The 22,477-nt window shown below is 46.9% G+C and carries 18 protein-coding genes; 12 read left to right on the top strand and 6 right to left on the bottom strand.

Annotated elements, in window-relative coordinates; translation table 11 throughout:
* Positions 1–12 precede the first annotated feature (12 nt).
* From glmM to A8709_RS02415, 9 genes are all read left to right on the top strand, one after another.
* Positions 13–1,371 (top strand): phosphoglucosamine mutase, encoded by a 1,359-nt coding sequence (glmM, locus tag A8709_RS02375; protein WP_065850596.1) that lies wholly within the window; start codon positions 13–15, stop codon positions 1,369–1,371.
* A complete protein-coding gene (locus A8709_RS02380) occupies positions 1,352–2,635 on the top strand; it encodes a copper amine oxidase N-terminal domain-containing protein (RefSeq protein WP_141692396.1) in 1,284 nt (427 codons plus the stop codon). Before glmM ends, A8709_RS02380 begins: the two co-directional genes overlap by 20 nt.
* Positions 2,636–2,670: 35 nt before the next feature.
* Entirely contained in the window at positions 2,671–3,552 is an 882-nt protein-coding gene (locus A8709_RS02385) for a hypothetical protein (protein ID WP_065850597.1), read from the top strand.
* A 284-nt stretch (positions 3,553–3,836) separates the two neighbouring features.
* Positions 3,837–4,592: a response regulator transcription factor gene (locus A8709_RS02390; RefSeq protein WP_084224609.1), complete on the top strand. Its 756-nt coding sequence runs from the start codon at positions 3,837–3,839 to the stop codon at positions 4,590–4,592.
* The gene (locus A8709_RS02395) at positions 4,583–6,061 is read left to right on the top strand and encodes a sensor histidine kinase (RefSeq protein ID WP_065850599.1); all 1,479 of its coding nucleotides are present in this window, start codon (positions 4,583–4,585) and stop codon (positions 6,059–6,061) included. Before A8709_RS02390 ends, A8709_RS02395 begins: the two co-directional genes overlap by 10 nt.
* A gap of 418 nt (positions 6,062–6,479) precedes the next feature.
* Complete coding sequence (gene cysD / locus A8709_RS02400) at positions 6,480–7,403, top strand: sulfate adenylyltransferase subunit CysD (RefSeq protein WP_084224610.1); 924 nt, start codon at positions 6,480–6,482, stop codon at positions 7,401–7,403.
* A 1-nt stretch (position 7,404) separates the two neighbouring features.
* The gene (locus tag A8709_RS02405; protein WP_084224611.1) at positions 7,405–9,144 is read left to right on the top strand and encodes a GTP-binding protein; all 1,740 of its coding nucleotides are present in this window, start codon (positions 7,405–7,407) and stop codon (positions 9,142–9,144) included.
* 182 nt (positions 9,145–9,326) lie between these two features.
* A complete protein-coding gene (locus A8709_RS02410; RefSeq protein WP_065850601.1) occupies positions 9,327–9,560 on the top strand; it encodes a hypothetical protein in 234 nt (77 codons plus the stop codon).
* Positions 9,557–9,952, top strand: a complete 396-nt coding sequence (locus A8709_RS02415; protein ID WP_065850602.1) for a type II toxin-antitoxin system VapC family toxin — start codon at positions 9,557–9,559, stop codon at positions 9,950–9,952. Before A8709_RS02410 ends, A8709_RS02415 begins: the two co-directional genes overlap by 4 nt.
* Before the next feature lie 70 nt (positions 9,953–10,022).
* Here the strand turns inward: A8709_RS02415 and cntE are convergent, their stop codons facing one another.
* Genes cntE through nikA form a run of 6 tightly spaced genes read right to left on the bottom strand, consistent with a single transcriptional unit; the run spans position 10,023 to position 16,297 of the window.
* Complete coding sequence (gene cntE / locus A8709_RS02420) at positions 10,023–11,216, bottom strand: staphylopine family metallophore export MFS transporter CntE (protein ID WP_065850603.1); 1,194 nt, start codon at positions 11,214–11,216, stop codon at positions 10,023–10,025.
* A complete protein-coding gene (gene nikE / locus A8709_RS02425; RefSeq protein ID WP_065850604.1) occupies positions 11,213–12,043 on the bottom strand; it encodes a nickel import ATP-binding protein NikE in 831 nt (276 codons plus the stop codon). Before nikE ends, cntE begins: the two co-directional genes overlap by 4 nt.
* A 15-nt stretch (positions 12,044–12,058) precedes the next feature.
* Positions 12,059–12,895 (bottom strand): ABC transporter ATP-binding protein, encoded by an 837-nt coding sequence (locus tag A8709_RS02430; RefSeq protein ID WP_065850605.1) that lies wholly within the window; start codon positions 12,893–12,895, stop codon positions 12,059–12,061.
* 18 nt (positions 12,896–12,913) lie between these two features.
* On the bottom strand, positions 12,914–13,747 hold the full coding sequence (gene nikC, locus A8709_RS02435) for a nickel ABC transporter permease subunit NikC (RefSeq protein WP_065850606.1): 834 nt from the start codon (positions 13,745–13,747) through the stop codon (positions 12,914–12,916).
* A complete protein-coding gene (gene nikB / locus A8709_RS02440; RefSeq protein ID WP_065850607.1) occupies positions 13,744–14,694 on the bottom strand; it encodes a nickel ABC transporter permease subunit NikB in 951 nt (316 codons plus the stop codon). The genes nikC and nikB overlap by 4 nt, the downstream gene beginning before the upstream one ends.
* Positions 14,681–16,297: a nickel ABC transporter substrate-binding protein gene (gene nikA, locus A8709_RS02445; RefSeq protein ID WP_065850608.1), complete on the bottom strand. Its 1,617-nt coding sequence runs from the start codon at positions 16,295–16,297 to the stop codon at positions 14,681–14,683. The genes nikB and nikA overlap by 14 nt, the downstream gene beginning before the upstream one ends.
* A 171-nt stretch (positions 16,298–16,468) precedes the next feature.
* Here nikA and A8709_RS02450 point away from each other — a divergent pair, with 171 nt between their 5' ends.
* From A8709_RS02450 to A8709_RS02460, 3 genes are all read left to right on the top strand, one after another.
* Positions 16,469–18,079, top strand: coding sequence for an AraC family transcriptional regulator (locus tag A8709_RS02450; protein ID WP_065850609.1), 1,611 nt, complete (start codon positions 16,469–16,471; stop codon positions 18,077–18,079).
* A gap of 76 nt (positions 18,080–18,155) precedes the next feature.
* Positions 18,156–19,301 (top strand): response regulator, encoded by a 1,146-nt coding sequence (locus A8709_RS02455; RefSeq protein WP_065850610.1) that lies wholly within the window; start codon positions 18,156–18,158, stop codon positions 19,299–19,301.
* Entirely contained in the window at positions 19,298–22,351 is a 3,054-nt protein-coding gene (locus A8709_RS02460) for an ATP-binding protein (RefSeq protein ID WP_065850611.1), read from the top strand. Before A8709_RS02455 ends, A8709_RS02460 begins: the two co-directional genes overlap by 4 nt.
* Positions 22,352–22,477 lie beyond the last annotated feature (126 nt).

Consider the following 22,477-nt stretch of genomic DNA (forward strand, 5'->3'; position numbering starts at 1 on the left):
AGGAGAGCTGATATGGGAGCTATTTTCGGTACGGATGGCGTCAGAGGAGTTGCCAACCGCGAGTTAACGCCAGAGTTGGCTTTTGAATTAGGGCTTATTGTTGGCTTCATGCTGACGCGCAGCGGTGAAGGTCATCGGCCCACCGTCGTTATCGGACGTGATACCCGCATCTCTGGGCATATGCTAGAAGCAGCTTTGGCTGCCGGGTTGTTATCGGCCGGGGTGGATGCCGTAAGGCTGGGTGTACTACCGACGCCGGGTGTGGCTTATGTTACACGGCACTCGGGCATGGATGCAGGGGTGATGATCTCTGCCTCACATAATCCGGTGGAGGATAACGGGATTAAGTTTTTTGGCAGAGATGGCTTCAAAATGCCAGATGCGTGGGAAGCGGAAGTTGAGAGCAGCCTGCAGGGTGATGAGCATCGGAATTCCCGCCCAACGGGAGCGGGGGTTGGTACCTTGCGTGATGATGCGCAGGGAGCGCTGGACTATGTGAGCTACGTGAAGTCAACGGCTACGGTACCTCTGACAGGCTGCATAATTGTGCTCGACTGTGCGAACGGTGCTGCTTCCTTGCTAGCTCCGCAGCTATTTGCTGAATTGGGTGCGGAGACGATTCTATTGCATCATCAGCCGGACGGTTTAAATATTAATCAGGATTGCGGCTCAACCCATCCGGAGCATCTGTGTAAGGCAGTGCTGGAACATGGAGCGCATGCGGGACTTTCGTTCGACGGTGATGCTGACCGGCTGATTGCGGTTGATGAACGAGGCGAGATTTTGGACGGGGATCACATCCTCTACATCCTGGCCGCTCATCTGGCTAAGCAGGGCCGGCTGAGTCAAAACACGGTCGTTTCTACCGTTATGAGCAACCTTGGCTTTCATCAAGCGCTGCAAACCATCGGTGTGAACTCGCTAAAAAGCAAGGTCGGAGACCGGCATGTCATGGAAGCGATGCAAAGTGGCGGGTACAACTTGGGCGGCGAGTCTTCTGGACATATCATTTTGCTGGATCATTCGACGACAGGCGATGGCCTGTTATCGGCTGTTCAACTGCTGCAGGTCATGCTTCAAGAAGGGAAACCTTTGTCCGAGCTAGTGTCCCCTGTCGTGAAATACCCTCAGCTGATGGTTAATGTACGAGTGATCCATAAGTACAAGCTGGAAGGCAATCGCCGAATCGATGCGGTCATCCGTCGGGTGGAAAATGAGATGGCCGGCCGCGGCCGTGTACTGGTGCGGCCTTCTGGCACGGAATCACTGGTGCGTGTGATGGCGGAAGGACCGGATGAAAGGGAGTTGTCCGGCTATGTGGAAGGCATTGTAGAGGTGGTAAAGGAAGAGCTTGAATATAGCATGGTTTAATCCGTTAGTCCCTATGAGGAAGACGATTGTATGCTTGGTACTTATTCAAATGTTAACAAGCCTTCCTTTATTTTTCCCAGTGTACTCTCTTATCAATGAGCTTGGGGTTGAGGTCAATGGGGAAAAGATAGCCTTTATGGATGCCCAGCCGTACATCGATGAACAGACGGGGAGTACGATGGTGCCGGCTAGAGAAATTGCCGAAAAATTGGGTGCAGAAGTGGCATGGAATCGTTCCTCGATGCAAGTAACCTTTCGCAGTCAGCACGCAACATCAATATTAACCATAGGTCAAAAAAATGCCTCGGTTGACGGCAAGCAGGTCGAACTAGACTCGCCGGCTGTCCTTAAAAAGGACCGAACCATGGTTCCGCTGAGAGCTGTTAGTGAGAGCCTCGGGGCCGATGTCGATTGGGTGGGAGAACGAAATTTGGTACTAATCACTTCGGCGGACAAAGCGCAAAGGTCCACATGGATCTGGGACAGCAAGCTGATTGAGACAGATGGTGACCGTATCCTCCAGTTTGCGGCGAGCCAAAAACTGACTGCTATTTATCTGCGTTTTGAAAAGTATCCGAGTCAGGATGTTTACCGGAATTTCATCCGCAGAGCGAGTGGTCAGGGCATCAAGGTTGAGGCGCTGGCCGGCGAAAGGGATTGGATCTATGAGGAAAACCATATCTATATCCAGCAATGGATGGCTGCGGTTACGCAATATAACACTTCAGTAGATGCGCTAGAACGCTTCCAAGGGTTCCATTTTGATATTGAACCTTACACATTGGACAAGTGGAAGGTCAATCAGACCTGGGTGCTGGAACGGTGGATGGATACAATCCGATTCATTGAATCGAGAGTGAAGAGCTCTGATCGCAACATGACGATGGCTTTCGATATTCCCTTTTGGATCAACAGCGTTACCGTTCCGGGATCCAGCTATTCCTTTAGCGCTTGGCTGCTGGAGAAGGCAGATAGTGTCGTCATTATGGCTTATCGTAATAAGGCACTCGGCAGCAACGGCATCATTGCCAGAGCCAAATCCATCATTTTAGAAGCAGCCACGCTGAAGAAACGGGCGGTCATTGCCGTGGATACATTGCCCAGTACGGAAGCCGATTATACGACCTTTTATAAGTCGAATGCTTCGCTTATGGAGTCGGAATTAAAACAGGTCAAGGAAAGCCTCTCCCCTTATCCGAGCTATATCGGCATCGCTGTCCATGATTACGTGAGATGGATCGACCTATTGAACGCTAATCGCTGAGTGGGTTCGATGAACAAAAAGGAGGAGGATGCAAAATGAAAAAAGCAGGTTTGGTAATCTCTCTGTTGGCTGGTGCGGCGATCGGTGTGTCAGGAATGGCTTTTGCTTCGACAGGCGGCCATCAGACGGCGACGGGCACCTTTCAGGAATCGTCTCTACCGGGAGGAGGCCTTGAGGTTCCTCATAATGATCGGATTCACCTTTCTACCGATAAGCAGTGGATCTCCTCGGAAGGCCACTTGTCGGATCTCATTCGGCTGCAGTGGACGAAAGACCGAGCGAAGCCGGCCATCTCTTGGTTGGATGAGACTGGGAAGGACAAGGCGGCTATCGTCGCTCATGCCAAAGCGAATAACCCGGAGCAGCATGATCATAATCATATGTCGTTTGAAACCACGATGGCACCTGACGGCAAAAACGCGAATGAGCTGTTTACACGTTTGGAAATTCCGTTCGACCAGGACGTGGCTGAGATTCGGACGCATTCCTCTAACTTCAATGTGATGGACGGGATTCTAAGAATTGCTGGAACCGGCGGCGTCAATCGTGATCTGACTTGGGCCAAATCGGACGATGGAAATGTGACAACGCCTCGCTGGTCAATGCGTGCAGATACCTCCGAGGAAACGGGAGGAAATGCCGGCTCCAATCTGCAAATTATCCGTTATTCGGATGACGGTAAAGCACTGGACAATCCATTAACGATTAACCGCAGCAGCGGTAATATCGGTATCGGAAACTCAGACGCCAAGACCAAGTTGGACGTCAGTGATGACAGCATCCGCATCAGAAAATCGATGACGCCAGCCTCTTCTACTGCCCCCGGAGAAGTGGGGGAGATGGCATGGGATGACGGGTATGTCTATGTTTGTGTGGCACCGAATACATGGAAAAGAACGGCACTCTCTTCGTGGTGAAAGTAACTCCTTATGAGGGAGTCACGTAAGTAGATTTTACTACTTCTAGAGGAATAGTATTCTTTTTAACCAATAAGTCACTCTAGGATTCACTATTTGGCAAGTACTCACCTAAACGAAGCTGTCTCTAAGGTCTAAGAAGACCTAAGAGATAGCTTTGTTTTTTTTGTTTTATAATAGCCAGAAACAAAGGACAAAAGCGGATTCTTATCACAATTTTCAAGGGTCATTAGGTCATTTCTATTATGTAATATAAATGAAACTACCTCGGATACCCCCTTAAAATGGAAATAGTTGCAGAAATCTATGAAAGGATCATAGAAAGGTGTGAACCGCTTGTGACTTGGAAAGTGTTGATTGCGGATGATGACCCGAATGTGAGAGAAATCATCCGGCTCTATTTCCGTCAGCAGCTTATCGAATTAATCGAAGCCCCTGACGGCGTCTCGGCCCTGACCATGTTAGCAGAAGTTAAGCCTGATATCGTGATACTAGATGTGATGATGCCCGGGCTCGACGGGTATGAAACGTGCCGAGAGATTACCAAGCGTTATGAAGATGTGCCGGTCATTATGCTGACGGCGAAGAACGATGAGTTTGATCGGGTGCTGGGCCTTGAGCTGGGCGCCGACGATTATATGACCAAGCCCTTCAGTCCGAGGGAGCTGGTGTCGCGGATTAAAGCGATTTTACGCAGAATGCAGAAGGGACAGCCGATTATTGAGTTGGAACCCGTCCAATATGAGTTTGATAATTTAATCATACATGTGACCCGCCGAGAGGTGCTTGCGGGGAATATGAAAATTGACATGCGCCCCAAGGAGTTTGAACTGCTTGCCTTTTTTGCGAAATCTCCGGGTGATGTGTTTACGAGAGAACAGCTGCTGGAGCAGGTGTGGGGATATGATTTTTTAGGCGATATGAGAACGGTGGACGTTCATATTAAAAAACTTCGTGAAAGATTAAGCCCGTGTCATCATGTTTGCATTCATACAGTCTGGGGAGTGGGCTATAAATTTGAGGTAGCTGCATGTTCCTAAATCCAAATAAAAGCATTCTCCGCAAAATGTTGACCAGCTCCATCGTTACTGTACTTCTTGGGCTATGTGCGGTGGGACTCGTTATTTCGTTGTTTGCCAAGGATTATATCGTCAACTCCAAAAGTAATGAGATGATCCGACAAGCGAAGCAGGTAAATCTCGCCATTCAAAATCAGACAGGACCGAGTGATAGACTGAAGGAGCAGCTGCGCTTTTTCGATGAAGCCTTTGATGCGCGTATTTGGATATTTGACTTAAATGGAAATATCGTTACAACCTCTTCAAAGGATGAGGTGAATGTAGGCAAGGTCGTCAGCACTAAAGTGGTCAACCAAGTCCTAAAAGGTGAACCCACCATTTGGCATCAATCCGAAGGTTTTAAAGAAGGCATGCTTTCGATTGCGGTCCCATGGGGAAAAGACAACGACGTATACGGTGGTATTGTCCTGCATTCGCCGCTTAAAGGGATGAATGAGACGATCGCTCAGCTTAGAGAAACCATCCTTTGGGTTACCCTGCTCGGTATCTTCTTTTCATTTGGTGTATCCTCCTACTTATCCTGGTCTATTACGAGGCCCATTCAACAGATTGACAAGGCCGCAGCCAAGATTGCCATCGGTGATTATAGCGAGAGAATTCAAATCGATTCCAAGGATGAGATTGGTGAGCTAGCAACGACCATTAATCACATGGTGGAGCAGCTTGCGCGCGTTGATCTGGAGAAGAGGCAGCTGAATCAGCTGCGGCATGACTTTTTGGCTAATGTTTCCCATGAGCTGCGAACACCGCTTACGGCGATGCAGGGCTTTTTGGAGGCGCTTCAGGATGGTTTGATTGAAGAAGGAGCGCGGGACAAATATTACGAGATCATGTATAACGAAACCCTACATATGAACAGGCTAGTCGATGATATTACCGATTTAATGAAGCTGGAAAATAAGGAAATCGATCTTGTCTGGTTGGCGGTCGATGTTCAGGCAATGCTGTCTAAGCTGGCCTTTAAATTTCAACCGGAAGCAGAACTCCGCGGGACGTTTATTCACTGCCTTGTGGATGAATTTCCGCCACAGGCTCACGCAGATCCGGATCGGCTAGAACAAATTTTAAACAATTTGATTAAAAATGCCGTTAAGTTCACCGAGAACGGAACGATCGAACTGAAGGCGATGGCGGTTCCGTCGGAAGGCTATGTCCTCATCACGGTAACCGATACGGGAATTGGGATATCACCGGATGATCAAGGGCTCATCTGGGAGCGCTTCTTCAAAGTGGAGAGAGGCAGACCCGTGAAGCATAAAGGCTCATCCGGTTTGGGGCTAGCCATTGTGCGAGAGCTTGTTGAGCTTCACAATGGAAGCATTCGGGTGCGAAGCGAGCTGGGAATTGGAAGCTCCTTTGAGGTTAGAATTCCGCTGTATGACAGCCGTCCGTATGTGCAGCCGTTGGTGAATTTGGCTGGTGTTGGATAGATCGTATCCACCTATCTATAGAAAGACCACAGAGAAGGGAGGCTCCTTTTCTGAGGTCTTTCTTTTTTTACGCCGATTCTATTCACATCCTCACTGCCTCGTCCCAAGAATATGCCAAAAACTTTAATTCATTATGAGTAGAATATCTAATCTTCATATGGTTAAAATGAACAAAGGCTCGATAGCCCACATTCTTTTGACCCCCTTGTATATAGGCGTGACAAAATGGGCTTTCGTATCATATAGTGACTAGTACGTTAAAGAAAGTGATGCTTTCAGAATGAGCCCGACAATATTCGACCGAAAAGGTGGAAATTTAGAGAAAATTACTTTCTTCCACTTTGCATGAAAGCCACAATCTGTTAGTATATAAAGAAAGACGATAGATTTAGTAAGGATTAAAAGGAGGCACCTTTCCATGGAAAAACTGATGCTTGATTCTATAGATGAAATGACGCATCTGGATCAACTCGAGGCTGAAGCGATTTATATTATTCGAGAAGTAGCGGCGGAATGTGAAAATCCCGTGATGCTATATTCGATCGGTAAGGATAGTTCCGTAATGCTGCATTTGGCGCTGAAAGCATTTTATCCGGAGAAGCCGCCATTTTCCTTCATGCATATTGATACGACGTGGAAGTTCAAAGAAATGATTGAATTCCGCGACCGCAAAGCCAAAGAATTCGGAATCAACATGATTGTTCACTCCAATCAGGAAGGGATTGATCAAGGGATCAACCCGTTCGATCATGGTTCCGCGTATACGGACATTATGAAAACCCAAGCCCTGAAAGAGGGATTGGATAAATACGGATTTACAGCTGCATTCGGCGGCGGAAGACGTGATGAGGAGAAGTCGCGTGCGAAGGAGCGGATTTTCTCGTTCCGGAATAAGAACCATGCCTGGGATCCGAAGAATCAGCGGCCGGAAATGTGGAAGCTTTTTAACACTAGAATTAATAAAGGTGAAAGCATCCGCGTCTTCCCAATTTCCAACTGGACGGAAAAAGACATCTGGCAATACATTCGCAGAGAAAATATTGATATTGTGCCGCTCTATTTTGCCAAAGAAAGACCTGTACTCGAACGCGACGGACATCTCATCATGGTGGACGATGATCGCTTGAAGCTCGAGCCTCATGAGAAAATTGAAATGAAGAAGATGCGGTTCCGTACGTTAGGCTGCTATCCTCTTACTGGCGGAGCCGAGTCGGAAGCGGACACGATAGATGCCATTATTGAAGAAACCCTGGGTGCTGTGTCATCCGAACGGACAACGCGGGTCATTGACCAAGAAGCGGCGGGAAGTATGGAAAGACGTAAACGGGAGGGTTATTTCTAAAATGAAGAGTCTTCTTAAATTTATTACTTGCGGAAGTGTGGACGACGGAAAATCCACCTTAATTGGACATATGCTTTATGAGGCTAAGCTTTTATTCGCCGACCAAGAAAGAGCGTTAGAGCTGGACAGCAGACTTGGCAGCCGCGGCGGCAAAATTGACTATTCCCTACTGCTTGACGGGCTGCTAGCCGAGCGTGAGCAAGGGATTACGATTGATGTGGCGTATCGGTATTTTACGACAGACGACCGTTCGTTCATCGTAGCGGATACGCCTGGGCACGAAGAATATACCCGTAACATGGCCGTTGGCGCATCTTTTGCGGATCTGGCTATCATTCTTGTGGATGCTAAGAAAGGGGTCATTACCCAAACGAAGCGCCACACTCGGATTTGCGCACTTATGGGGATTAAACATCTTGTTTTAGCCGTGAACAAAATGGATTTAGTAGGTTTTGATCCTAAAATATTTGATGCGATCAAACAAGAATTCTTGCAATTGACAGCTGAGTTTCACTTCCAAAGCATTCAAGTGATCCCTGTTTCTGCTACAGAAGGGGATAACATTACGAAAAAATCGCCAAATACCCCTTGGTATGAAGGGCTTGCTTTGCTGCCGTATTTGGGGAATGTGGACGTTCATCAGATCGATAATACGAAGCCATTTATGATGCCGATTCAGCGTGTATGCCGTCCGGATCATACATTCCGCGGTTTCCAAGGCCAAATTGAGGCTGGGCGTATTGCGGTTGGCGATGAGCTGATAACGTTGCCTAGTCATGAGAAGGCGAAAGTTAAACGAATCCTCGTGACAGACCAAGATCGTGATTATGCCTATACTGGACAGCCTGTAACCATTCAATTGGATCGGGAAGTCGACGTTTCGCGGGGCTGTATATTCACGAAGGATAGTCAGATGCAAGAGGCGGAAAGGTTCTCCGCTACGATTCTTTGGATGGATGATTCCGTGCTGACACCAGGTAAGAACTATCTGGTCAAAGTCGGAACGAAAGTTCTGCCAGGTACTGTAACGGCCATTAAACATAAAATTGAAGTGAATACGGGAAAAACGGTTCCAACCAATCATATCGTCAAAAATGAATTGGCCACCTGTGAGTTTTCCTTATCTGATAAAATCGTTATAGATTCTTTTGAACAAAATAAAAGTATTGGCGGCTTTATTCTGATCGATCGTGTCACGAATATGACATCGGCTTGCGGAGTGATTGAGCAAATCCATCAGAACTCCGATAAATCTGTACAGCTAGATACGGAAATCACGAGAGATGTTCGTGCCCAGCAAAAAGGTCAGAATCCGTTGACCCTGTGGTTCACTGGTTCGGTTTCAGAACATGCGGCGCTTGCGAAGGAAGTTGAGAAACGTTTGGTAGCGACAGGCCACCATACGATGTTACTGGGGAATGGCCAAGGCGAGTCGTTGCAACGATTAGCTGAGGTTGCCAAATTGATGAACGATGCTGGACTTATTGCATTGGTATCGAGTGATTCCCCGATCGGAAACGACCAAGAAGCCGTACGGGACATCATTGGCAAAGAATATGTTGAAGTATACGTACACGGATCGCTTGCAGACAGCTCAAGCACAAATGCTACAGCTGGGAACGCTTATATTGAAATCGATACAAGCAAATTCTCCATCGAAGAGTCTGCCAATTATGTCGTGAAACGAATTATTAAATATTTAATTAATGAGAGTAGTGTTGGGCAATTCCTTAATTTCTAATCTCAAATTTAATAGTATCCCTACATCATCGTAAATTGTGATGTAGGGATTTTTTTATCGGTGGCATAAGTGACTAAATTATTAGCTAGAGTACAATTCCCCTGAAAAGTACGGACATGGTTGTCTGGGACTTTAAAACGTGTGGTATAATGGAGATATCAAACCGTATTGGAGGGATAACCTTGATCCCCAAAAAAATTGATTTTGAGACAGCGAGTGCAATCAAATTGATGCTTCAAAAATTTAAAATCAATAACTCCCGAGTAATCATTGATCTTGAGAAGCAAACAGTTGAAGCTCAAGATGATGATTATTCCATCGATGATCTTCTTGAAGCAGCTGGGACGTTATCACCTGAAAGAGGCAAAGAGCTGCTCGAGGAACTGAATAGATCGCGTGAGGAATGGGATTCATGAGTCGAGGTTATTTGCTTGACACGAATATTGCAATTGCAATTCTTATTAATGAGAGCAGTGTAATCGATTTTATTCAACAAGCTTCACGAGATAGAATGCCGATATATTTTTCAACAATTACTGAGTGTGAGGTGTTTGCAGGTTTAAAACCTGAAGAACAATTGCGGGCAGAAAAGTTATTTACCTCTAAAAGATGTGTAGAAGTAACTTCCGAGAATGCCAAGCTAGCTGGAACTATTCGCAGGGATCAAAAAAGCAAAGGGCGAAAGCTAAAGACTCCAGATGCTATCATTATAGCTACTGCTCTAATTAATGAATTAACTCTAATATCAAGAGATTCAGATATGAATTTTGTTCATAACGAGCTCGAGATTCCTCTAATAAAAATCTAGATACAATAGTTAAAGTTCGCCACCAAGCCGACGATCTTCAGGCATATCTCCTGATTTTCGCTCGGTTTATTTATCTAGAACCCATCCCCAACCGACGCCCACATATAAGTACAATCACAACTGTACCCATCAATAAGCCAGCGCATATGCCATACATCGTAGAGTAGGACAAGTGATCGGCAATCGTCCCCATCACGATGTTGCCAAGTACGGAACCCAGATCGGAGACGGCAATGAAGACACCGATTAACGTATTGCGGGCGGATATGGGTAGAACAATGGTCAAATAAGTCACTAAATGGGGATAGAGCAGTGCCATGCCTAACCCGATCAATATGGAACCAGCGTACATGAGAGATGCGCCGCCATATTTGGCAAGAGCCAAGAGCTTTAAGCCAACAGCCATACTTAGTAATAAACTGATGAGAAAACGGGGATGCCATTGGCCGTCTGAAGGAACTTTTTTGCGTAAGGTGAATCTGCATACAACCATCACACCAGCTTGGAGCATCAAGTAAATGCCGGCATGACCGACACCGCTCTGTTTTGTATAGAGTGATATAAACGTTGTAACAGCCCCAAAGGAGACGGAAGCCATAAGCATGGCTGTACTGCATACGAGAAATGCACGATGAGTCCACAACTGGCGCAACTGAGAAGTCATGGAGCTTGCTTGTTCCTGCTTGTCCGCAGTTGCTTGCGAACCGGACGGCAGCGGAGCTGCGAATCCCAGGATACCTGTGGCAAGAGCAATAACGATCATAGCTGCGGTGAATGCGTTCATGCCGCCCCAATCCCACAGGGTCAATGCCAGCATAGGACCGATTACGGTAGGCAGCATGCCTGCTAACAAATAAAGAGATATCCCCTGAGACCGATCATGATGGGCCAGCTTATCAACAATGCCTAGTTGCAGCGCTAAGGAGAAGAATGCCGTCGTTACACCCTGCATAGCACGAAGAGCGAAGTACCATTCCAGCCCAGTTATCGTATACAGAATGAGAATAAGACCATTTATGATCAATAATGCGCGTAATACAGACAGTGGTCCGAAGCGATAAACGATGCTGCCCGCCCACGGGCGAAAGAGCATGCTCGTGATCATATAAGCGCCCATCATGACGCCGATGTCTGTATTGCTTAAGCCTTGAGCATTACCGCGTAGGGGAACAATGATATTTAAGATGGGATTCGCGCTGAAAAATAGAAAAGTGATGACGTATAACTTTATAAAAGGTAAAGATAAGGGGCCGCTTTTGTTCATAATGACTGACAGTCTGCTTGAACGGATTTTATTTTCCGATCGCGAGGATGCTCAGCTAGGACGGATTGTAGCAAGAGTTTTACAGCAGGATGAGATGACGTGAAAATGGCGTCCTTGTTTTCATACTGCTCGACGAGCTCTCCATGATCCATGACCGCTATCTGATCCGAAAGCGCGTAGGCTGCCTTGATGTCATGGGTGATGAACAGATAGGAAAGCCCAAATTTTAGCTTCAGGTCATGCAACAGCGCTAATATTTGGCTTTGATTCACCATATCCAGGCTGCTAATTGGCTCATCTAACACGATAAGCTTGGGTTTCAAGGCAATTGCCCTTGCAATGTTGATTCTTTGCAGTTGACCGCCACTGAATTGATGGGGGTATTTCACCATGTCAGCTGCTTGTAGTCCGACCATTTCCAACAGCTCACTGATCGCTCGCTTTTGCTCAAGCAGCGAAAGGGACCTGTAGTTGCCAAAGGGCTCTCCGATAATCTGTTCAGCACACATACGCGGATTCACGGCGGAATAACAATCTTGCAGAACAACTTGCAGATTTTGACGAAGCTCTCTGCGAGCGTGTGCATGCATGCTGTACATATCGTGCCCCATCAAGATGATCTTACCTTGCTGTGGCTTCTCGAGCCCAAGAATGACTTTGCCAAGCGTACTTTTCCCGGCTCCGCTGCTGCCCAATAAACCTAGACAAACGCCTTCTTCGATGGAGAAGGAAATGTTGGAAAGGATTGGCGGTTGTTGGCGTGTAGAGCCGAATAATCTATTTCTTCCGTAGGTATGGCTGACTTCCTGTACGTGCAACAAGCTCATAGGTGTGACCTCATTTTAAAAGTTCGCAGAATACGCGACCGTCTGCTTGTTAGCAGGGATCTGCAGCTGCAACCTTGCGTTTAGCAAATTTTGGGTATAGACATGTTCGGGTTGATCGAATAGTTGAAAGACATTGGCTTGTTCAACAATTTGCCCATGCTGCATAACCATCACTTCATCTGCCATTTCGGCAATGACGCTTAAGTCATGAGAAATGAGTAAAATGGTTGTGCCACATTCTGACCGCAGCCGTTCGAGCTCCCGTAGCACCTGCAATTGATTGACCATATCCAATGCGGTCGTTGGTTCATCGGCGATGACGACGGCGGGCTTCAGGCACATACACATCGCAATCATCACCCGTTGCAGCATGCCTCCGCTCAGTTGAGAAGGGTATAGCTTGAGAATCTCGTAGGGCTTGGGCAAATTCACGTTGGAAAGCGAAGCGGCGGCCAGCTCTTTGGCTTCTTTTTTGCTCAGCTTGGTATGCGTACGAATGGTCTCGATGAATTGATTGCCGATGGAATAGACTGGCGTAAAGGCATTCATCGGATTTTGCATGATAAAGCCTATTTCTTTGCCTCGAATGCGGCGCATTTCCTTCGGATCCAAGCCATTAAGCTCACGGCCACCCAATTGAATGCTGCCTTCGACATGGGTATGTGGATTCATCAACTGCAAGATGGCATGGCATGTCATGCTTTTGCCGCAGCCGCTCTCGCCTACGAGACCGAGAATTTGACCTTCATCTAAATTGAAATGAATATCGTGAAGAAGCTGAAGTTGGCCTTGATCCGTCGTGACTTTGACGTTCAGCCCACTGACCTGCAATACGCTGCGGGATGTGTTCATGTTAGCCTCATTCCTTGTTTAAAATCTTTTTTTAATTCCGAATTTATTCGATAGCGCTTCACCGAGCAGATTGAAATTAATCACCACAAGTAAAATGAAAAATCCAGGGTACATCATCAGTTCGGGATGGCTCCGAATGTAGCTCTTGCCCTCATGAATCATGGCACCCCACTCAGGGGCGGGAGGCTGAATGCCTAATCCAAGGAAAGACAGCGCAGATATATCCATAATCGCCCAACCGATCTCAAGTGTCCCGATGACGACAATAGGGGGCAGAACGTTGGGAATGATGTGAAGTCTCATAATGGTCCATGGTGAGGACCCGTTTATAATGGCAGCCGTAATGAACTGGCGTTCTCGTAAACTGACAACAAGACCGCGAAACATACGCGCATAGGTTACCCATTGAACAAGAAGTAGAGCAAACACGATTTGCATAATACCGGGACCCAGCATCGCTACAATTCCAAGAACAAGCACAAGGTTCGGAAAAGCCATAACGCCATCACAGAAACGCATGAGGAACGTGTCAATCCATCCGCCTTTGTACCCCGCAACCGTCCCAACGATTAGCCCTATGGTCAATGATGAAATAAACACAAGGAAAACTAAGCCTAGAGATATGCGCGCTCCGTACATCAGTCGGGATAATAGATCACGCCCTAGATGATCCGTACCTAATAAATAATCAGATGAAGGAGGCTGCAGCTTCAATGCTAGATTGACCTTGATCGGATCATGTGGTGCAAGGTAAGGGGCCAGAATCGTGATTATGAAACAAAGCAGTAGGAAGCAAGAACACGTGATGATAGTCTTCTTACCTGTGCGAATAGTCTTCCTAGGTTTAATCACGAATCGGTTCTTCCTTTCAAAGAAATTCGAGGGTCCATATACATGTGAACTAAATCAACGAGCAGGTTACAAAGAAGGAACGCGCATGCAGCGAGCAGTACATAGCATTGAACGACTGGAATATCTCGATTAAAGATCGCTTCGATGAAGTATCTGCCAATCCCAGGCCATGAGAACACTTGCTCTACAATAATCGTACCCGTAAGCAGCTTACCGAAATTCATACCCAAACCAGTTATGACAGGGGATATCGCAATTCTCATCACATGTTTCAGCATAATGACTTTCTCATGTATGCCACGAGTTCTCGCATATACCACATAAACCTCTTGCATTTGCTCCACGATGCTTGCCCGCAATAGTCGGCTATATACAGCGATAAGTGCAAGTGACAGGGTAAGTGAAGGAAGGACGAGATGTTTCCAGCTTCCCATGCCATTAACGGGTAACCAATCCAATTGGACAGCGAAGAAAAAGATGAGTAAATAACCGAGCCAGAACTGCGGAATGGATGCCCCCACATAGGAGAGAGCTTTGCTGAAATAATCGACCCAGCTACTGGCGTAAACAGCTGACAAATATCCCAGTCCTATGCTGACAATAATCGTTAGGACGATGCTGCTGAAAGCAAGCTGCAAGGTGGACGGCAGTCGCAATGTCACCTCGTCCCATACAGGTTTATTGGACAGATAGGATGTTCCGAAATCAAGTCGGGCAATTTGGGATAATGTTTGCCAGTACTGCACATAAAGCGGTTGATCCAGCCCCAGTTCGTGTCTCTTCTCAGCAAGCAGTTCCTCCGTCGGTTGAATATGCGAAGCGGAGAAATAAGCTTCCGCCGGGTCTACCGGCGAAAGCTGAGTTAAAATAAATGTGAGCAATGTAGCGAAAATAACCAAAGGAATAATAGCGAGCAGTCTCTTCCCGATATAACTACTTAATGCCATTGAAAGGGTGATCCCAACGGCTTGCAGGGAAGGTCACATTGGATAAGGATTTATTGTAAACAACAGTTTGTTTAATGTAGGAAATCGGCACGATGACGGACTGCTCATGCAACGTTGTCAAAATTTCCGTATAAAGCTTCTTGCGTTCGACTTCATTCGTGGAGGCAAGCACCGTCTGTATTTTCTTGTCCAGCTCCTGCTTCATGGGAATGCGTGAATGGGCTTCAGCGACACCAAAGCTTGGTTCTTTCACAGCATTAATCAGCGTATGGGGATCATAGGGAACACCGGAATTGAACCAGAAACGGACGTCAAATTTCCCTTCTCGCAACAACTTCGTTGCGGCAGTTAATTCCATACCAGCGATGTTTAGCTTAACGCCAATCTCTCCCCAAGCCGCCTGTACGGCTTCTCCCAATACTTTTTGAATCGGATCGGTTTTATCGTAGACTAGTTCCAACTCTAATTTTTTGCCGTCTTTTTCACGAATGGTTTGCCCTGGAGCCAACTTCCAACCAGCTTCATCTAGATAAGCCGTTGCTTTGGCTGTGCTGTAATCAATGGGGTTCACTTTCAAGTCCACGTACGGATAGTTGTTAGATAAAAGAGAATCGGCTTTTTGCTCTACTCCGCCTAGAATACCATCCACGATGCTCTGTTTATTAATGCCATGTTGGAGCGCAAGACGGACCCGTTGATCCGCAAGCATCTCGTTGGAGGAGTTCAACAGAATATTTCGCGTACCTACGGGATCGGAGAGAGCTGTTCCGTATTTGCCTGTGCCTTGCAGCTGTTTATAGGCATCCAGGCTGATCGCGCCTTCGCCGAATAACATATCCAGTTCGCCTTTTTCAAAAGCAAGGACACGCGTTTCGCTGTCAGGAATGATCTTAACCGTTACCTTATCAACCGTTGGCTGTTCACCCCAATAATTAGGGTTTCTAGTGAATACGGTATATTGATCTTGTTTGTACTCCGTAATCATCCACGGTCCTGTACCGATCGGTGCTTTTAGATCTTTAAGGGTATCATCGCCTTCTGGGAAACCAGCTTCACCTAGGAAGCGGAAAGGCCGAACTGTCGCCAAATCCTGTAGTGCTGGATAATACGGCTCAGAGAGTGTTAATTTAATTGTATGCTCGTCAACAATTTCGGTTTTTTCTAGTACTTTTGCTATGCCAAGCCAACTGTGCGTGCTTTTGTTTTTCATGATGGCATCGAAATTTCTTTTCACGATAGCGGCGTTAAAGGAAGAACCATCCGAAAACTTAATGTTTTTGCGGAGTTTGAACGTATACTCTTTGCCATCTGTGGAAATGTTCCACGATTCGGCAAGATAAGGCTTAAGCTCTCCGCCTTCGTTATAACTGACAAGAGGTTCATACAGCATCGACTGTGAAAATAATTGATTCGGATAGTAGGCATGCGGATTCGATGGGCCTAAATCCCTCATCCAGGAAACGGTGATCTCCTTCGGTTTCTGTGCGGGAGCCGTTTTATCATTGGAAGCGGGCTCTGGTTTTGTGCAACCTACTACAAGGATAAGCAATGCTAATAGCACAGCTATTATAGGTATGAAGCGAGTTGATTGTTTACGAGTCATCTAATAAAGTCCCCTTTTCATTGATAATGATAATCATACTCGATAATATTATTTTTTTTTGCTACACTTAACAATGGAGAAATAACTGTTTTTTTCTTGGACAAAATAGAGCGCGTAGTTATCCCTAACTAAACACTAACAGGCATGGACAGAGAAGGAGGGGACCCTGACATGTACATATACGATATATTAGAGGTTAAAATCATAGATTTGTTGGACAACAAGCTGGTTGTTTCTACGGATTTAACGGGTCATAGAATTATTTGCTTTGCCCGAATGGGGGGCAATCTTCGTTTGGCAGGACATACGCTGTATGCGGATCAAGGATCTTGTATGCTTTTGGCCCCAGGTGACAAGGCGGAGATAGAGATTAGTGGCACAACAAATGTACCAGGTGCTGTATACATGATTCGCTTTCACGCCTATGGGATGGGGGAGCGGGAACCGTCAATTGATATTGGGCCTTATGTGCCCTATGAGACGAAGATTGATGTGATGCCATTGTCACGGCTTGTCGATTTGTTAGAACAGATTGCTCATAGAGCCAGCGAAAGTATGCGTCATGAATATGTGGAACGTTATAAGCAGCAGATACATCTGCAAGAACTTCTCGTACTACTTATGGAAAATGTCCAAACAACGCACGATTTCACCGATGACACAGCAGCTGTCCAACAAACGATCAGCTATCTCAATCACAACTATCGGGAAGAAATTACGGTTGAGCTGCTATCGCGAATGTCAGGGGTTGGCCGTTGGAAATACAGTGATTTGTTTCAGTCATTGATTGGCAAAAAACCGCTTGAATATTTGACCGAGGTTCGCATTAACAGGGCCAAGGAGCTTCTACTCCAAACGGATGACCCTTTACGCGAAATAGCTCGCCGAGTCGGTTTTAAGGACGAATATTATTTTTCCCGCAAGTTTCGGCATGAGACGGGGATGACGCCCAAACAATATGTCCGCACAAAAAGTAACAAACTGGTAACCAATGATCGCAGTGTCAGCCCTTTTACAAGAGTTGTGGCAGTGGGGGCTGTACTTGGTGACTTATTGGCTCTTGGCATCAAGCCGATTGGTGCGGATATGACGGTAATCGGCAAGAAAGTAGTCTATCGCGAGGAATTGAACAACATAGCAGATGTCGGCCTCTTAGGTGAACCAGGTAAGGTGAAAGCGTTAAATCCCGATCTCATCGTGTATAGTGGTTTCCGGCTCGATTGGATCGACAAGCTGTCCAATATAGCTCCAATTGTAGCGATTGATCGGTTCGAGCATACGTACGATCGGCTTCTGAAAGTAGCTGATTTATTCGGCAGGACCAACCAAGCACGAAATTGGGTGGAGAGCCATGAGCAGAGATCCACAGAGATATGGAAGATGCTGCAAGTACACCCTAATGACAAACGGAAGCAAGCTACCATTTTCGTCGTGAATGATGGTGTTGTCTATGCCATGGGAATGAGAGGTGTAGCGTTTACACTCTATCATCCATTGGCTTTCGAGCCTTCCGACAAAGCGAAGGATTTGATTGCTAGGAATATTCCGTTTTTCGCTATTGAACCTGAGATGATTATGGAATACGGGGCTGATCATTTATTTTTGCTCGTGGATGAGTATGAACGTTCCAAGCGTAAGGCGCAGAGTGTAATGAATCATCCGTATTGGCTATCGCTAGGGCAAGATCATGTTCATGTCCTAGATGCCAAATGGAATTTTGATGATCCGATTACGATGGATCGACTTCTCCCTTTATTGCCGCGTATGATCAGGCCGATGTAGCGGATTGGCTCTTTCTTTTTATACCAATCAGATTTATAGTAAATTTTACTAGCATAAGCCTTAAGGAGAAGAACCGATGATTCGTGTAATGCTCATTGATGATGAAGAAGATGCGCTGGATTTGTTGGAAATTTTGCTCGAACATATTGGGGATATCAAGGTTGTCGGAAGGTATATGAATCCGCTTCAAGCGATTGAAGCTTTAGGCAATTCCACGGTAGATGCCGTGTTTCTGGATAACCAGATGCCGGGAATGAAGGGCACGGAGGCTGCTAGGAAAATAAGGAGCATGCTCCCGCGCATGCCGATCGTTTTCACAACGGCCTATGCGGAATACGCGGTTGAAGCGTTTGAAATTCAATCGACGGACTATCTGCTGAAGCCGTTTACGATAGACAGATTGCAGCATACAGTTACGCGCATTCAACAATCCTTATCCGAGTCGGTCATTCAGGCGCGCCAGAGCACAAGCATCATCCCGACAGTTTATTGCCTAGGAGGCTTCCATATTGGATTGCCGGGTGACGAGAACAAGGTGCTAACATGGAAAACGAAGAAGGAAAAGGAGCTTTGCGCGTTTCTGATCCATTATGCAGGAAAGTCTGTGAATACGGCTTCGATCATTGAGGCGTTATGGCCGGGCTACGATTTGAATAAAGCGAAAACGTATTTATATACATGCCTGTCGTACTTAAGGAAAAGCTTGGCAGAACATCAGATTCCCATTCATATTCGTAAAGCGGATCAAGGGTTTGTCGCTGTATTGGACGGGCTCACGGTTGATCTAAATGAATTTGAGCAGTTGCTAAGCAGCATATGGGCCGAAGCGGAGATGGATGAAAAAGCTTACGATAAAATGAACCAGATGTATACTGGCGAATATTTGGAAGCTTGCGATTTCAGTTGGGCTAACGCCAGACAGTTGGAGATCAAAGCCACGTATGTTCGTGCGCTGCGTAAATGTTGCGGGTATTTTCAAAGTCAGGGTAATCGTACACTTGCGGTGGACAGCATGCAAAAACTATTGTCGCTTGCCCCTGACTCCGAGCTTGACGGACGTGAATTGATCAGACTGCATCTAGAGATGGGCAATCGAAATGAGGCGTATCGTGCCTGCATGCATTTGGAACAAGCGGTGCGCTTTCAATTGGGAGCCGGGTTGGAGGAAGAGACATTACGGCTATTCCAACAAACGAAAGACATGATGGAGCAAGCTCGATGAGAAAAAAAGTGGCGGCAGCGCTGATCACCCTATCTCTGTTGATTGCAACCTATGGGTCGTTGTTGGCCTACTTCACTTCGCACAAAAATCCTATGCCTGTAGCGGTAAAAGGGGCCTTGGACTTATCCGCTTGGAAATTTGAGGACGACGGAGTCGTGCGGCTGGATGGGCAGTGGGAGCTTTATCCGGATCAACTGTTGACCAGTCAACCTTCTCAGTCTTCTGCTGTTGGAGGGGGATTAAAGCCTGAGATCCTTCAAGTTCCCGGAACATGGTCGAAAAAGATAGCTACGATTGGTATGGCGACGTATCGATTACAAGTCAAGATCGACGATGCAAGCGCGGTGTATGGCTTAAAAACAGCAGCTATCCTGATTTCCAATCGGCTGATCGTCAATGGCCAAATCGTTGGATCAAGCGGGAATCCAGCCGAGAAGCAGCAGTACAAAGCGCTTAATAAACCGTATGTCAGCTACTTCACGTTGCAGCCGGGCTGGAATGATATTTTGGTTCAGGTGGCCAACTATGAATTTCATGTAGGCAGCGGGATCAGTGAATCGCTTCTCTTAGGGAAGGCTGAGCAAATTGCCCGGCTTCGTGATCGAGCGACGGCTCATGATTGGGTCGCGTTAACGGCATTCCTGATTATGGGTTTATATTTTATCGGGTTATATTCGCAACGTAGAAACGATTTTTCACTTGCGGTATTTGGCTTCGTTTGCTTATGTATTGCTGCATTCACTAGCGTTAGCGGCGAAAGAGTACTATTCGATGCGGTCGGCTCGATTCCGTTCTGGCTTTATTTCCGGGTCCAGATGGTCGCGACAGTTGGCGTAGGTGTTGGATTTTTCCTTTATGTATATACCGCTTTCCGGCCTTACTGCTTTCAATGGCTCACTCGAGGCGGCTTGGTCGCAGGTGGGGTGCTTGCCGTGCTGCATGTTGGCTTCGCCTCCCAGCTTACAACAGGTCCTTTACGTCAGTTGACTTCGTTCTACGTGACTTTCTCATTGCTGTATGCAACGTATGTATTCATATATACAGCTCTTCACAAAGTAGCGGGTAGCGGGTATTTAGCCGTGGCGGCAATGGCATTGAATGTACTCGTGCTGAACCAGAATATGAACGTGTACTTTGGCGTGCCGATCTATTCGCTTGCGCCGGTTGAACCTTTTCTTGTTCTGCTGATGCTTGCTTTGCTGATGTCGCTCCGGTTCTCGAACGCTTTCCGTAAAATCGAAGAGCTGTCCGGGCAATTGCTGCAGGCGGACAAGGTGAAGGATGATTTTCTGGCTCGCACCTCGCATGAATTCAAAACACCGCTTCACGGCGTGATGAATATTTCCCGGTCCATGCTGGACGATGCCGTTCATCCGCCGACAGCCGACCAACGGGAAAAGCTTCAATTGATTACCGACATTACGAAAAAGCTTTCACAGCTCGTTTACGACATCTTGGACTTATCCAAGCTGAAGCTGGGTGAACTGAGAATCGTTCCAGCGCCGATTGATGTTCGTTCGATCGTGGAGGTTCAAGTGCGCTTCTATTCCTATCTGTGCACAGAAAACCATATTCAACTGGTGAACCATGTGCCTGCGCAGCTGCCATCCGCTATGGCTGACGAAATACGCCTGAGCCAGGTTATCGGGAATTTGTTGGACAATGCAATCAAGCATACGGCAAACGGAAGGATTGTCATTACCGGCAGAGAGCTTGGAGGCAGGCTCGAAATCGCGGTGCACGACACAGGCAAAGGTATCGAGCCCCAGGAGATTCCTTTCATTTTCGAACCGTTCAAATCACTTGAGGGAGATCAGCATCGGGGCTTTGGATTAGGGCTGCCGATTGCGAAGCAACTGGTTGAACTGCAAGGGGGTACGCTGTCAGCTACTTCCACGCCTGGAGTCGGTTCGACCTTTACATTTACGCTTCCGATCGCCGTTGAGCGAAGTGAAGCAACATTGTCTATGTCCCATTCAAGTCCACAGGTCATACCTAAGGAAGCCGAATATTCTTTCGCAACGCCTTATCATGTGAATCAGAGCGGCAAACATACAGTGCTGATCGTTGACGATCAGTATGTGAACTTGAAAGTTTTATTGGATGCGCTTCAAGCCCTCGACTATCGCGTGATTGCGGTCAAGAATGGGTATGAGGCACTGGAGCAGCTCGATCAAACGGGCAGAATTGATCTTGTTATTCTCGATTTGATGATGCCGGGCATGTCAGGCTATGAGGTGTGCCAAGAGATACGCAAACGATACTCGTTGCTGGAGATGCCCGTTCTGATGGTGACGGCGGCAATCCAGCCCCAGGATAAGGTGGCAGCACTTCAAGCGGGGGCGAACGATTACTTATCGAAACCATTCGATGTGGAAGAGCTTAAGGCACGAATCGGCAGCCTGCTCGCGATGAAGGAATCGCTTGGCCGAGCGATCCATATGGAAGTAGCGTTTTTGCAATCGCAGATCAAGCCTCATTTCTTATATAATGTACTGAACAGTATTGTGGCATCAAGTTATAAGGATGTTGAGCGAGCGAGGAAAATGATCGCCGATCTCGCTGATTACTTGCGCGGAAGCTTTCGGTTCAGCAATTCGGAGGAACGCATCGGGTTTGCAGAAGAATTTAGCCTCATTCGAACGTATGTCGAGATTGAGCGAGCCCGATTCAAAGATCGTATTCGCTTCGAATACGATATCGAAGAAGCTGCCTATCGCTTGCGTATGCCGCCGCTTCTGTTACAGCCGCTTGTCGAAAATGCAATCCGCCATGGCATTGGTGATCGCATTGAAGGTGGCACAGTGACATTAACAGTGGAAGAATCGGATGGGAAATGGCGATTTGTCGTAGCCGACGATGGTATTGGGATAGCCCCTGAACGCTTGAAAACGCTGCTTGAACGGGCCGATGCGGGCGAGCCACAGGGGGTCGGTTTGCGGAATATTAACAAGCGGTTGAAATACGAATACGGAATTTCGCTGGAGCTGGAAAGCGAGCTAGGATGTGGTACGAGAGTGACCATATGCATCCCTGTTTCTGCGGTTTAACTGCACGAGTCTGATAGACCTAATAGGTTCTCATCGATTTAAGATGGGGGCCTGTTTTATTTTGGGGAAAATTGTCGGTTTTTAAGGTTTCTTTAAGGTGCCGTCAGATATGCTGAACTCAAATTG

Origin of the sequence: Paenibacillus pectinilyticus, from assembly GCF_001700435.1 — a bacterium.
In the GTDB taxonomy this organism is placed as follows: Bacteria; Bacillota; Bacilli; order Paenibacillales; family NBRC-103111; genus Paenibacillus_E; species Paenibacillus_E pectinilyticus.

Coding starts and splice junctions, on each gene's coding strand:
- A8709_RS02385 (WP_065850597.1), top strand. CDS start 2,671: ATGAAAAAAGCAGGTTTGGTAATCTCTCTGTTGGCTGGTGCGGCGATC.
- A8709_RS02430 (WP_065850605.1), bottom strand. CDS start 12,895: ATGAACACATCCCGCAGCGTATTGCAGGTCAGTGGGCTGAACGTCAAA.
- glmM (WP_065850596.1), top strand. CDS start 13: ATGGGAGCTATTTTCGGTACGGATGGCGTCAGAGGAGTTGCCAACCGC.
- A8709_RS02405 (WP_084224611.1), top strand. CDS start 7,405: ATGAAGAGTCTTCTTAAATTTATTACTTGCGGAAGTGTGGACGACGGA.
- A8709_RS02450 (WP_065850609.1), top strand. CDS start 16,469: ATGTACATATACGATATATTAGAGGTTAAAATCATAGATTTGTTGGAC.
- A8709_RS02460 (WP_065850611.1), top strand. CDS start 19,298: ATGAGAAAAAAAGTGGCGGCAGCGCTGATCACCCTATCTCTGTTGATT.
- nikE (WP_065850604.1), bottom strand. CDS start 12,043: ATGAGCTTGTTGCACGTACAGGAAGTCAGCCATACCTACGGAAGAAAT.
- cntE (WP_065850603.1), bottom strand. CDS start 11,216: ATGAACAAAAGCGGCCCCTTATCTTTACCTTTTATAAAGTTATACGTC.
- A8709_RS02415 (WP_065850602.1), top strand. CDS start 9,557: ATGAGTCGAGGTTATTTGCTTGACACGAATATTGCAATTGCAATTCTT.
- A8709_RS02455 (WP_065850610.1), top strand. CDS start 18,156: ATGATTCGTGTAATGCTCATTGATGATGAAGAAGATGCGCTGGATTTG.
- cysD (WP_084224610.1), top strand. CDS start 6,480: ATGGAAAAACTGATGCTTGATTCTATAGATGAAATGACGCATCTGGAT.
- nikB (WP_065850607.1), bottom strand. CDS start 14,694: ATGGCATTAAGTAGTTATATCGGGAAGAGACTGCTCGCTATTATTCCT.
- nikA (WP_065850608.1), bottom strand. CDS start 16,297: ATGACTCGTAAACAATCAACTCGCTTCATACCTATAATAGCTGTGCTA.
- A8709_RS02390 (WP_084224609.1), top strand. CDS start 3,837: ATGGAAATAGTTGCAGAAATCTATGAAAGGATCATAGAAAGGTGTGAA.
- A8709_RS02395 (WP_065850599.1), top strand. CDS start 4,583: ATGTTCCTAAATCCAAATAAAAGCATTCTCCGCAAAATGTTGACCAGC.